Annotated in this window: 9 protein-coding genes; 2 read left to right on the top strand and 7 right to left on the bottom strand. The window is 54.9% G+C overall.

Annotated elements, in window-relative coordinates:
* Positions 1 to 194: 194 nt before the first annotated feature.
* The 3 genes from treC to treR form a co-directional block, all read right to left on the bottom strand.
* Positions 195 to 1,838, bottom strand: coding sequence for an alpha,alpha-phosphotrehalase (gene treC / locus AACU55_RS25480; RefSeq protein WP_134706397.1), 1,644 nt, complete (start codon positions 1,836 to 1,838; stop codon positions 195 to 197).
* A gap of 22 nt (positions 1,839 to 1,860) precedes the next feature.
* Positions 1,861 to 3,279 (bottom strand): PTS trehalose transporter subunit IIBC, encoded by a 1,419-nt coding sequence (gene treB, locus AACU55_RS25475; RefSeq protein ID WP_037034210.1) that lies wholly within the window; start codon positions 3,277 to 3,279, stop codon positions 1,861 to 1,863.
* Positions 3,280 to 3,431: 152 nt separating this feature from the next.
* Positions 3,432 to 4,388 carry a trehalose operon repressor TreR gene (treR, locus tag AACU55_RS25470; RefSeq protein ID WP_013573855.1) on the bottom strand — a complete coding sequence of 319 codons (957 nt, stop codon included), beginning with the start codon at positions 4,386 to 4,388 and terminating at the stop codon, positions 3,432 to 3,434.
* Between the two features lie 344 nt (positions 4,389 to 4,732).
* Between treR and mgtA the strand changes: the two genes are divergently transcribed.
* On the top strand, positions 4,733 to 7,435 hold the full coding sequence (mgtA, locus tag AACU55_RS25465) for a magnesium-translocating P-type ATPase (protein WP_134706396.1): 2,703 nt from the start codon (positions 4,733 to 4,735) through the stop codon (positions 7,433 to 7,435).
* Between the two features lie 77 nt (positions 7,436 to 7,512).
* On the opposite strand, the gene AACU55_RS25460 is transcribed toward mgtA, so the two are convergent.
* From AACU55_RS25460 to AACU55_RS25445, 4 genes are all read right to left on the bottom strand, one after another.
* Complete coding sequence (locus AACU55_RS25460; RefSeq protein WP_037034335.1) at positions 7,513 to 8,484, bottom strand: TerC family protein; 972 nt, start codon at positions 8,482 to 8,484, stop codon at positions 7,513 to 7,515.
* Between the two features lie 301 nt (positions 8,485 to 8,785).
* Positions 8,786 to 9,532, bottom strand: a complete 747-nt coding sequence (locus AACU55_RS25455; protein WP_134706394.1) for a glutamine amidotransferase — start codon at positions 9,530 to 9,532, stop codon at positions 8,786 to 8,788.
* 26 nt (positions 9,533 to 9,558) lie between these two features.
* The gene (locus tag AACU55_RS25450) at positions 9,559 to 10,545 is read right to left on the bottom strand and encodes a Gfo/Idh/MocA family protein (RefSeq protein ID WP_013573859.1); all 987 of its coding nucleotides are present in this window, start codon (positions 10,543 to 10,545) and stop codon (positions 9,559 to 9,561) included.
* Between the two features lie 22 nt (positions 10,546 to 10,567).
* Positions 10,568 to 11,074 (bottom strand): M48 metallopeptidase family protein, encoded by a 507-nt coding sequence (locus AACU55_RS25445; protein ID WP_013573860.1) that lies wholly within the window; start codon positions 11,072 to 11,074, stop codon positions 10,568 to 10,570.
* A 170-nt stretch (positions 11,075 to 11,244) separates the two neighbouring features.
* On the opposite strand from AACU55_RS25445, the gene rlmG reads away from it, so the two are divergent.
* Entirely contained in the window at positions 11,245 to 12,396 is a 1,152-nt protein-coding gene (gene rlmG / locus AACU55_RS25440; protein ID WP_013573861.1) for a 23S rRNA (guanine(1835)-N(2))-methyltransferase RlmG, read from the top strand.
* The last annotated feature ends 81 nt before the right edge of the window (positions 12,397 to 12,477 follow it).

Below are 12,477 nucleotides of genomic sequence, written 5' to 3'. Positions count from 1 at the left end.
ACACTAGATGTAGGATCTGCGCGAGCGTTAATTCTCATTTTATTGACCTGAAACAAAGAATTTTTTCGGCGGAGGAATTGATGACCAAATGTAAATTCTGGCCTGAATTTTGCCTGTTGTTTTATAAGGGGATGCATACAAAATAAACGGGTCAGCCACGACTGTGACCGACCCGACAGAAGGGGGAATTCAGACTATCCGGCGAGTTGCCAGAGACATTCGTACGGACGAAGCGTGCCGGAAATGGCAGGCGAGGCGTAATTACTCAGCAGCGTGTTGCCATCTAATTCTGCCAGCGTAAGTGTCTGCTCCTGCCCGCTCAGGTTTGCCACCACGCGCAAGGTTTTGCCTGACGCCTGACGGGTATAACACCACAACTGCGGATGTTCTGGCAGCAAATCCTGATAATCGCCATCGGTCAGTACCGGCAGCGTTTTGCGCAGGCGGATCAGTTGCTGATACAGATAAAATACCGAGTCTTTATCCGCCAGTGCCTGTTCGGTATTGATGTCCTGCGCGTTGTGGCTGACGGAAATCCACGGCGTGCCGGAAGTAAATCCGGCCTGTTCCCCGGCATTCCACTGCATCGGCGTACGCGAGTTGTCCCGTGATTTCCTCGCCAGAATACGCAACAGTTCTTCGTTGCTGCGCCCGTCAGTTTTCAGTTCGGCAAACATATTCAGGCTTTCCACATCGCGATATTGTTCGAGATGTTCAAAGCCCGGATTGGTCATGCCGATTTCCTCGCCCTGATAAATATACGGCGTACCCTGCAGGCCGTGCAGCACCATTGCCAGCATTTTGGCAGACGTCGTGCGCAGCGCGCCTTCATCGCCAAAGCGCGACACAATGCGCGGCTGATCGTGATTACACCAGAACAGCGCATTCCAGGCGTGACCGTGCATTCCCTGCTGCCACTCGCGGAAAATCTGCTTGAGCTGCACGAAATCCGGCGGTGCATCGGCCCATTTTTCACCGTTCGGATAATCGACTTTCAGGTGATGGAAGTTAAAGGTCATCGACAGTTCGCTGCCGTCATTGGCGGCGTAACGGCGACAATGCTCCAGCTTCGTTGAAGACATTTCGCCGACGGTCATCAGCCCCAGCGGCTTAAATACGTCACGGCTGAATTCCTGCAGGAACTCATGAATACGCGGACCGTCAGTGTAAAAGCGCCGGCCATCACCGGCATCGTCGGTCGGGAAATCCTGTTGTTTCGACACCAGATTGATCACGTCCAGCCGCAGCCCGTCGACGCCCTTATCCGCCCAGAACTGGCAGACTTTTTTCAGCGCCTCGCGCACCGGTGGGTATTCCCAGTTCAGATCGGCCTGCTCGGTGGCGAACAGATGCAGGTAATACTGGCCGCTGGTTTCGTGCCATTGCCAGGCACCGCCACCGAATTTGGAGCGCCAGTTATTCGGCGGTCCGCCCTCCGTTGCCCCATCACGCCAGATATAGAAAGGCCGGAACGGGCTGCCCGCATCCTGCGACTGGCGGAACCACTCGTGATGCGTCGAGGTATGATTAAACACCATATCCATCACGATGCGGATCCCACGCTGATGCGCTTCTGCAGTCAGCCGTTCAAAGTCTTCGAGCGTGCCGTAAGCCGGGTCAATCTCGCAGTAATCGGCCACGTCGTAGCCGTTATCAATCTGCGGCGACAGGTACATCGGCGTCAGCCATATCGCATCAACGCCAAGGGTTTTCAGGTAATCCAGACGCTGTGTGATGCCGTTGATATCACCGGTGCCGCTGCCCGTGGTGTCCTGAAAACTCTTGGGATAAATCTGGTAAATCACGCCGTTTTTCCACCACGGCAATTCGCTGTTCATTCCATTTTCCTTCTTGAATGTCTTACACCACTGCCAGTTCACCCCGGCGGGCTTTCCGCTGATAAACCAGCACGGTCAGGATAATCGGCACCACGATCGCCACCAGCATGGCCAGTGCGTAAATACTCCAGAACTGCGGTTTGATGGACAAAATACCCGGTAAGCCGCCGACGCCGATGCCGTTGGCCGTGACGTGGAACAGGCCGCAAATCAGGCCGGCAAACGCTGAGCCAATCATCGCGCACAGCATCGGGAAGCGGTATTTCAGGTTGATGCCGTACATCGCCGGTTCGGTTACGCCGAGGAACGCGGATATCGCTGCGGGCACGGAGATCTCGCGCTCATTATGTTTGCGGCTGACGATAATCACGCCGACGACCGCAGCGGCTTGCGCAATATTGGACAGGGCGATCAGCGGCCACACCGGGGTTCCGCCGGTGCTTTGCACCATCTGCATGTCGATGGCAAGGGTGGTCTGATGCACGCCGGTGATGACCAGTGGCGCATAGAGGAAACCAAACAGCGCGGCACCGATGGGTGCGAGGCTGCCGGTCATGATGAATTTCACCGCGAATGCCACGCCGTCGCCCACCATGCGGCCAAACGGCCCGATCAGCGTATGCGCCAGGAATACGGCAATAATCAGCGAGCTGACGGGCACAATCACCAGATACAGATAATTAGGCACGATGCGTTTCAGGCCATTTTCGATCATCGCCAGCGCCATACCGGCGAGAACGGAAGGAATGACCTGCGCCTGATAACCGACCTTTTCGATGGTGAACCAGCCGAAATTCCATACTTCAGGGATTTGCTGCCCGAGGTTGTAGGAGTTCATCAGTTGCGGCGATACCAGCGTTATGCCAAGCACAATCCCGAGGATTTCGGTGCCGCCCATTTTTCTGACCGTCGACCAGCACACCGCCACCGGCAGGAACATAAACACGGCTTCGCCAAGCAGCCAGAGGAAGTCGTAAATGGATTGCCACAGCGGGTGCATCTGCGCCAGCGTCTGGCCGCCGCTCATCGGAATTTCGCCGATAACATTGCGGAAACCGAGAATTAAACCGCCGCTGATCAGCGCCGGTAACAGCGGGAAAAAGATTTCCGCAAAGTGAGAAATGCTGCGCTCAAACCAGCTCATATTCTGGCGGGCGGCAACTTTTGCCTGTTCTTTTCCGGCCGCACTTTTACCGGTGCTGGCGATCAGAACTTTGTAGTAATCATCCACTTCCGGGCCGATAACCACCTGGAACTGACCGGCGTTGGTGAAGCAGCCTTTGACCATCGGCAGGGCTTCGAGACCTTTCGGGTCGGCTTTGGACGGGTCATTGAGGACAAAACGAAGACGCGTAATGCAGTGAGTCACCATCGCGATATTGTCGCTGCCGCCAACGAGGGCGATCAGCTGATCAACATCCTGTTGCTTAACTTTGCTCATGGGAAGTGGCCTGTGATTTTGCGTAAGAGTGTAGGGTACGGTTCAAGCATAGCGAAGGCGGTGGGAACTTGTCCGGGAACGTTCCCGGTTTTGCCGGGACGATCACAAAGTTTCTGCTTTTTAGAAAGTCAAAGGTCAGAAAGGCGGGGGATTCAGAAAGCAAGCTTTCCGGGGATAATCAGCTGCCGCACCGTCGTGGAACCGCTGAGCTGCGCCAGCAGTTGCTTCGCCGCTGCTTCGCCGCCCGCGCCATAGCCGAGTTCTACGGAATACGATTCCGGGAACAGGAAATGCAGCAGCGGGTTGTTGCCGATACCGCACACCTGCACGCCACGGATTTGCTGTTGTTGCAGGTATTTTTGTGCGCCGATGGCAATGGTGTCGGACGCGCAGACGACGGCCTGAATGTTATTTTTCAGCAACTGCGGGATCAGGTCGAAGCCGCTCTGATAAGTTAGTTCGCCCAGCGCAATGTGTGGTGTCAGGCCATGCTCTTTACAAAAAGTCCGAAAGGCCGCGCTGCGGCGCTGGCCGGTGGTGGTGTCCTGCGGCGACACACCGATAAAGCCAATCTCCCGTATGTTCTGCGCCAGCAGTTTTTGCATCAGCAGTTGCACCGCACCCGCATCGTCATAACACACCGAAGATAGCCCCGGCATATCGCGTGCCAGCACCACCATTTTATCCTGCCAGGGCGTCAGCATTTGGGCTGAAAGTCCGGTGAAACCAAACAGCACAATGCCATCGATATTGCGCTGTTTCAGCACCTGCAAATGCTCTTTCACGCGCTCTGCGCTGAACTGACTTTCCAGCACAATCGGGTCATACCCTTGCTGATAAAACAGCGGCAACATGGCGCGTACGGCCAGATTTTCCGAAGGAGAGTCGAGACGCGACACGATGATCGCCACAATTTTGTCGCTGAACCCGCGCATGGCCCGCGCCGATTTCGACGGACTGAAATGCTGTTGTTCAATCACCTGCAACACCCGTTCGCGGGTTTGCGGGCTGACGTTGCCTTCGTTATTCAAAACGCGGGAAACCGTGGATTTTCCGACACCGCTCAGGCGGGCAATATCATTAATGGTCAGGCGATTTTGCTGGGTCATGTTTTAAGGTGAATGAGGGTCAGGTTTAAAATTGGTTGTAGTTAACCGGCGTATACTGCGCTCGCCGGAGATGATGTACGCGTCATCCCGTGCCGTTACCCTAACGGATTTTTATACCCGATGCGTATGAATTTCCAAACCGTTCCTTACCGGAGGTGAAAACCCATGGAACCCGACCCCAATTCTGTAGGTCCGTTGTGATCCGGTAAGCACCCGCATTTTTGCCGCTGCTTGCCGTGACTTTACCTGGCAGGCAGTGGCGCACGTCTTTTCGTTCGCCCTGTTTTTAACAACCCTTTTGCCATGCTCATGGCGGCTTCGCTGTGGGCGCAACAAAGGTGCGAATGATGTTTAAAAATTTCACTTCCCGGCTGCTCAGTGCGCTCAGCCGTAATTTACCGCGCCGCTTAGTCCGCCGCGATCCGATGCTGGAAAACGTATCTGCCCGTGCAGTGCAGGCCATCCCTGCCGCTATGTCGGCGCATTGTCAGGCCTGTGCCCGCGCCACCGAAGACCAGCTTTACCTGCAATTTTCCAGTCATCCGGAAGGGCTGACTGCGCAGGAAGCCGATGCAATCCGCGAAGTTTCCGGCCTGAATCAGACCGGCGATCAGCAACCGGCACCCTGGTGGCTGCATCTGTGGCACTGCTACCGCAATCCGTTCAATCTGCTGCTGACCGTGCTCGGGCTGGTGTCTTACGCCACCGACGATTTAACGGCTGCGCTGGTGATTGGCGCGATGGTGTTTATTTCTACTTTCATGCATTTCATTCAGGAGGCGCGTTCCAATAAAGCCGCCGATGCGCTGAAAGCGATGGTCAGCAACACCGCGACCGTGCTGCGCAGTGACGCGCAAACCGGCCGCAGCGAAACAGTGGAAATCCCGATCAGTCAGCTGGTGCCGGGTGACCTGATCAAATTGTCAGCGGGCGATATGATCCCGGCAGACCTGCGCATTCTTTCGGCCAAGGATTTGTTTATCAGCCAGGCGGCGCTGACCGGTGAATCCCTGCCGGTGGAAAAACACGCCTGCGAGAAGAAACCGGTTGCGGCTGATCCGCTTGAACTGAACACCCTGTGTTTTATGGGCACCAACGTGGTGAGCGGCACGGCGATTGCGATGGTGATCGCCACCGGCAGCAAAACCTGGTTCGGTCAGCTTGCCGAACGTGTGGTACAGGAAGATACACAGCCAAACGCGTTCCAGGCCGGGATCAGCAAAGTCAGCTGGCTGCTGATCCGCTTTATGATGGTAATGACACCTGTGGTGCTGGTGATCAACGGTTACACCAAAGGCGACTGGTGGGAAGCCGCACTGTTTGCGCTCTCCGTGGCGGTCGGGTTGACGCCGGAAATGCTGCCGATGATTGTGACGTCCACGCTGGCCAAAGGCGCGGTAAAACTCTCCCGCCAGAAGGTGATCGTCAAACGTCTGGATGCGATACAGAACTTCGGCGCAATGGATATCCTCTGCACGGATAAAACCGGCACGCTGACGCAGGATAAAATCGTGCTCGAGCGCCACACCGATGTGCTGGGCGTGACCAGTGATGAGGTGCTGCATCTGGCGTGGCTGAACAGCCATTATCAAACCGGCCTGAAAAACCTGCTGGATGTTGCGGTGCTGGAAGCAGGCGATGCCGGTCCGGCGCATAACTCGCTGAAAGTGGATGAAATTCCGTTTGACTTCGACCGTCGCCGTATGTCTGTCGTCGTCGCCGAAAACGACCAGAATCACCGCCTGATTTGCAAAGGCGCGCTGGAAGAAATGCTGTCGATTTGTACGCTGGTGCAGCTCAACGGTGAGATTGTGCCGCTGACCGATGTGCTGCTGGCGCGCATCCGCCGCATTACTGACGATCTCAATCAGCAGGGGCTGCGCGTGGTAGCCGTGGCGCATAAAGTGATGCCATCGCGCACGCAGGGCTACGGCGTGACCGATGAATCCAGCCTGATCCTGGCCGGGTATATCGCATTCCTCGATCCGCCAAAAGAAAGCACCGCACCGGCGCTGGATGCACTGCAACGCAAAGGCGTGACGGTGAAAATCCTCACCGGCGACAATCCGCTGGTGGCGCGTAAAGTCTGCAAAGATGTCGGATTACAGGCCGATAACGTCGTGATCGGCAGCGATATCGATGCGCTTGACGATGTGCAACTGCTGAACGTCGCCCGCGAAACCACGGTGTTTGCCAAACTGACACCGATGCACAAAGAACGCATTGTGCGCGTACTGCGCGGCGAAGGGCATGTGGTTGGCTTTATGGGTGACGGCATTAACGACGCGCCTGCGCTGCGTGCGGCGGACATTGGGATTTCCGTGGATTCTGCGGTGGATATCGCCAAAGAGGCGGCCGATATTATTCTGCTGGAAAAAAGCCTGATGGTGCTGGAGCAGGGCGTGACGGAAGGGCGCAGAACTTTCGCCAACATGCTGAAATACATCAAAATGACTGCCAGTTCCAACTTTGGTAACGTGTTCAGCGTGCTGGTCGCCAGCGCCTTTTTGCCGTTCCTGCCAATGTTGCCGCTGCATCTGCTGATTCAGAACCTGATTTACGATGTGTCTCAGGTGGCGATCCCGTTTGATAATGTGGATGAAGAGCAACTGGCGAAACCGCAGCGCTGGAACGCCGGGGATATTGGCCGCTTTATGGTGTTCTTCGGGCCGATCAGTTCCGTATTCGACATTCTGACTTTCAGCCTGATGTGGTGGGTGTTTAAAGCCAATACGGTGGAGGCGCAGACGTTGTTCCAGTCCGGCTGGTTCATTGAAGGGCTGCTGTCGCAGACGCTGATTGTGCACATGATCCGCACCCGCAAAGTGCCGTTTATTCAAAGCCGCGCGTCCTGGCCGCTGTGCATCATGACGCTGATGGTGGTGATCACCGGTATTTCACTGATCTACTCGCCGGTTGCCGGATTCCTGCAATTGCAGGCATTGCCGCTGAGCTACTTCCCGTGGCTGATCGCCATTCTGGCGGGCTACATGGTGCTGACGCAGTGCGTGAAAGGCTGGTTCGTGCGCCGTTACGGCTGGCAGTAATCTTTAAAATTCTATCCTGAACGCTAAAAAGCGCGACCGGTGAAGCGGCCGCGCTTTGCATTAATCAGTTCGAAATATTACGACTGTGCGTTGTTCTTGCGATCGTTACGACGGTTCACCCAGGTGTTAATCAGCAGGGTGATGATCAGAATCGACGCAATCACGCCCAGCGAAATACCGACCGGAATGTGGAACACGTCGAGCAGCAGCATCTTGATACCGATGAAAATCAGGATCACCGCCAGACCGTATTTCAGCATCGAGAAACGTTCCGCCACGCCCGCCAGCAGGAAGTACATCGCGCGCAGGCCGAGGATCGCAAACAGGTTAGAGGTCAGGACGATGAACGGGTCGGTGGTTACCGCAAAGATAGCCGGAATACTGTCGACTGCGAAAATCACGTCGCTCAGTTCCACCATAATCAGCACCAGCAACAGCGGAGTAGCGAACAAAATACCGTTACGGCGCACAAAGAACTTCTCACCCTGCAACTCGTCGGTCATGCGCATTTTGCTGCGCAGCCAGCGGATCATCGGCTTCTCGCCAACTTCACCGTCGTCTTCTTTCGCCAGCGCCATCTTGATACCGGTGAACAGCAGGAATGCGCCGAACACGTACAAAATCCAGCTAAATTGCCCCACCAGCCAGCTACCGGCGAAAATCATGCCGGTACGCAGGACGATGGCGCCGAGCACGCCGTAGACCAGTACGCGGCGTTGCAGGCTGGCAGGAATAGAGAAGTAACTGAACAGGATCAGCCAGACGAAGACGTTATCCACCGCCAGCGCTTTTTCCAGCAGATAGCCGGTCAGGAACATGGTGGCCTTGGCGTCGGCCACTTCACGGCCAAACTCGCCGTTGAGATACCACCAGAAGCCGAAGTTGAACAGCAACGACAGGCCTATCCACACCAGCGACCACATCGCGGCACTTTTCATACTCATGGTTTGCGCGCCTTTTCGACCCTGCAACAGCAGGTCGAACGCGAGCATAATTATCACTACCACGGCAAAGGAGCCCCACAACATCGGGTTGCCTACGGAGTTCATCATTGCGATATCCTCGAAAAAACATCAAAAAAAAACGGCCAGCGTCGGAAGACGTTAGCCGCTCATTTTTTGAGCTGTGAGCAAACCTCGCCTTCCGGCAAGGTCTCACTTACAAAGATAAGTATTCATCTTGTGAATGCTTATCTTTGCCCCGGTAACCGGGTGGCTGAGACGGCGCTGCATGAGCGCGGGTCCAGACACCGTAATGACGATTATCCGACGAAGAAGTTACTCCCCTTTGCAGTTCGCAAATTAATGCAAAATGTGTCCGGTGTCAAACATTCAGAAACATTATGGAGCATTAACCCGCCAGTGCCTGACGTTTGCCGAGTGCGCCGACGAAGGCCAGCAGCAGGCTACGGCTGAGGGGTGTTTCGCTAAGTTGCTGAGCCTGATGCGCAAAATCTATCGTATCGTCTTCGGAGATAGAGCCCAGCCATGACAGATACGTTTTCATTACCGCCAGACTGAATTCCGGATGGAACTGCGTGCTGATGGCATTCGGGCCGTAGCGCAGGATCTGATGCGGATCGTGCCGCGTTTTCGCCAGCACCGTCGCTGTCGCAGGCGGCGTAATGACGGTTTGCAGGTGGATCAGATTGGCCGCGAACTGTGCGGGAAGCTGCGACACCAGCGGATCAAGATGCCCGTCCGGCGTCAGCGTCACCTCGTGCGTACCGACTTCAATGCCTTGCGGATGGTAATCCACCTCGCCACCCAGCGCGTATGCCATCAGCTGATGACCGTAGCAGGCACCAAACATGGGTAATTCCTGCAACATGCCCAGCCGCACCCAGTCCGCCGCTTCTTCGCTCCACGCCAGATGCTCGGTGACCATGCTGCGCGAACCGGTAATGATCGCGCCGCAATAGTTTTCCGGCGGCAGCGGGCGTTCACCCGCCTGCAAATCCACAATCACCACCTGCTGCGCGTCGATATCGCCCTGACGGATAAACATTTGCGGAAAGTTATCGTGCGCACGACGGATAGGTTCCGGCGCGTGGCCGGTCTGTAAAATCAACAGCGATTTCTGGCTGGGTGCAATCATCTGTTACTCCCGATTTTTACTTAATATTAAGGCTGGTTATCGGCCGGGAATACCACGCCGGTCTGACGACGGATTTCCGTCAGCACTTTGGCCGTGATACGCGAGACTTCCAGCCCGGGGTGCGCGACAAACTGGCTGTCGACCAGAATCGCAAAAGTTTCTGCTTCATACAGCATGGTGTTGATGTGCTGGGGCTGCGTCAGATCCAGCTTCTGGCTGCCGCGTGGCGTCAGGCTGAGCGTCTGGCATTCAGACAGTTTTTCCATCTGCAAGGTGCCGTCTTCGCCCTGAATCTCACTGGGTAACAGGGAGTCGCTGATTTTGGAATGGTTGATAACCACTTCGAAATCATCCGCATAAGACAAGATCACCGTGCCCTGACCGTCAACGCCGCTTTCCAGCAGGGTTGCCGTGGCTTTCACCGATTCCGGTTCGCCAAACAACGAAATAGCACTCGCCAGACAGTAATAACCGATATCCATGATCGAGCCATTGGAAAACGCCGGGTTAAAGGTATTCGGGTTTTCACCGGCCAGATAGCGCGGATAACGTGAGGAATACTGGCAGTAATTCAGAATGGCTTTACGCAGTTTACCGATGCGGTTCAGCGCGCCTTTCATGTGCAGGAAGTTGGGCAGATACGCGGTTTTAAACGCCTCGAACAGGACTACGTTGTTTTCTTTTGCACAGGCGATCAGGCTTTCCGCTTCACGCAGATTGGAAGCCAGCGGCTTTTCGCAAATCACGTGCTTTTTATTGCTGAGGAACAACAGCGACTGCGGGTAATGCAGGGAGTTCGGGCTGGCAATATAGACCGCATCAATCAGATCAGAGGCGGCCATTGCTTCAAGGGAATCAAAGTAATGTTCAACCGGATAATCTTCGCCGAGCTTTTTAGCGCCTTCCAGCGTGCGGGAATAAATCGCGGTCAGCTTCATTTTACCGCTCTCGTGGGCGGCATCAATAAAACGCTGGGTGATCCAGTTGGTGCCCACAACGCCAATACGAATCATGAGAAATCCCTATAGTTAATTATTATTGATACAACTTACCGAATATTTCCAGATGCGTCAGATACATGCGCGTGTCGAATTCTAACTGATGATAGTCGGGCGTCATATGACAGCACAGGCTGTAGAATGCTTTGTTGTGTTCTTTTTCTTTCAGGTGCGCGAGTTCATGCACCACGATCATTTTCAGAAACGCTTCCGGCGCGCTTTTAAACACCGTTGCCACGCGGATTTCCGCTTTGGCTTTCAGCTTGCCGCCCTGAATACGGGATATTGCCGTATGCAGCCCCAGCGCGTGCTTCATCACGTGGATTTTATTGTCGTAAGCCACTTTGCTTAACGGCGATGAACTGCGCAAAAACTGATTTTTCAGGTCCAGCGTATACTGATAGAGCGATTTGTCAGTGGTCAGCTCGTGCGGTTCGGGATATCGCGTCAGCAAGACTTTACCTAAACGTTCCTGGTCGATTAACTGACGCACCTGAGCCTGAAGCGACTCCGGGTAGCCTTGCAGATAGGTCAATTCAGGCATAACTGTTTGCTTTGTCTCTTATTGCCGGGGAAAAGATGCCGAAACGGGGTGCGGGGTTTTTACCACGATCGCGTCGATCCGGCAGATAAACCCCTTTTTAACTGAAAAAACGTTTTACTGATAGACCAAATTAAGGGATAAACAGCGCAAATTGAATATGAGGAGGGCCAATGAGCCAATTTGAAACCGAAACCGGTGGTCAGTTATTGCAACTGCGTCTGGAACGTTATCCGCTGGAAGAAGCGGCAACGCAGTTACAGGCATGGGAAGCGGCCGATGAATATCTGCTGCAAAACCTGAACACCGACGCGCTCAACGGCCGTCCGCTGCTGATTTTCAACGATGCTTTCGGCACGCTGGCCTGCGCCTTGCAGCCGCACAACCCGACCAGCGTCAACGACTCCTTTATGAGTCAGCTGGCGATGCGCCACAACCTGCGCCTTAACGGTTTTGACGAAGACAGCGTGGCGGCGCAAAGCAGCCTGGTGCCGTTGCCGATCAATCCGGGTCTGGTGATCATCAAAGTGCCAAAAACGCTGGCACTGCTGGAACAACAACTGCTGGCGCTGCGTGAAGTGGTGACGCCTGACACGCAGATTATCGCCGGCGCGAAAGCCCGTGATATTCACACGTCAACGTTGCAACTGTTCGAGAAAATCCTCGGACCGACCAAAACCAGTCTGGCGTGGAAAAAAGCCCGTCTGATCCATTGTGAAGCCACCTTGCCTGCGCAAACCGCAGAGCCGGTGATTTCTGAGTGGGCGCTGGATGACAGTGAATTCCGTATTTCCAACCACGCGAACGTGTTCTCACGCGGCGGTCTGGATGTCGGCGCTCGCTTTTTCATGCAACATCTGCCGGAAGGCATTGAAGGGCGCATGGCGGATCTGGGCTGTGGTAACGGTGTGATCGGCATGACCGCACTGGCGCTGAACCCGGATGCGGAAATGCTGTTCGTCGATGAATCTTATATGGCGGTAGAATCGAGCCGTATTAACGTCGAAAACAATTTGCCGCAGGATGTCAGCCGCTGTCATTTCGAAGTGAACAACATGCTGGCTGGTGTCGAGCGAGAAACCCTGCACGCCGTGCTGTGTAACCCGCCGTTCCATCAGGGCACGGTCATCAGTGATGACACCGCGTGGCGCATGTTCTGCGATGCCAAACGCTGCCTGCAAACCGGCGGCGAGCTGCGTATCGTCGGCAACCGTCACCTGGATTACTACCAGAAGCTGCGTCGCCTGTTCGGCAACTGCACGACGATCGCCACCAATCAGAAATTCGTGATTTTGCGTGCCGTGAAAACAGCTGCACATCATTGATAGCTGAATTAGTCTGAAGTGCTGAAATGAAAAAGCCGCTTATCGCGGCTTTTTTTTTCGTCTGTCGGTTTCTGAAATAGT

Origin of the sequence: Rahnella sp. CJA17(1/100), from assembly GCF_963881615.1 — a bacterium.
Taxonomy (GTDB): domain Bacteria; phylum Pseudomonadota; class Gammaproteobacteria; order Enterobacterales; family Enterobacteriaceae; genus Rahnella; species Rahnella aceris.
Note: the sequence above shows the minus strand (reverse complement) of the source record. Positions and strands in the feature narration are given on the sequence as shown.

Bases quoted from the DNA above. Each gene is read 5' to 3' on its own strand.
- mgtA (WP_134706396.1), top strand. From the start codon at position 4,733: ATGATGTTTAAAAATTTCACTTCCCGGCTGCTCAGTGCGCTCAGCCGT.
- treC (WP_134706397.1), bottom strand. From the start codon at position 1,838: ATGAACAGCGAATTGCCGTGGTGGAAAAACGGCGTGATTTACCAGATT.
- treR (WP_013573855.1), bottom strand. From the start codon at position 4,388: ATGACCCAGCAAAATCGCCTGACCATTAATGATATTGCCCGCCTGAGC.
- AACU55_RS25455 (WP_134706394.1), bottom strand. From the start codon at position 9,532: ATGATTGCACCCAGCCAGAAATCGCTGTTGATTTTACAGACCGGCCAC.
- AACU55_RS25450 (WP_013573859.1), bottom strand. From the start codon at position 10,545: ATGATTCGTATTGGCGTTGTGGGCACCAACTGGATCACCCAGCGTTTT.
- AACU55_RS25460 (WP_037034335.1), bottom strand. From the start codon at position 8,484: ATGAACTCCGTAGGCAACCCGATGTTGTGGGGCTCCTTTGCCGTGGTA.
- treB (WP_037034210.1), bottom strand. From the start codon at position 3,279: ATGAGCAAAGTTAAGCAACAGGATGTTGATCAGCTGATCGCCCTCGTT.
- rlmG (WP_013573861.1), top strand. From the start codon at position 11,245: ATGAGCCAATTTGAAACCGAAACCGGTGGTCAGTTATTGCAACTGCGT.
- AACU55_RS25445 (WP_013573860.1), bottom strand. From the start codon at position 11,074: ATGCCTGAATTGACCTATCTGCAAGGCTACCCGGAGTCGCTTCAGGCT.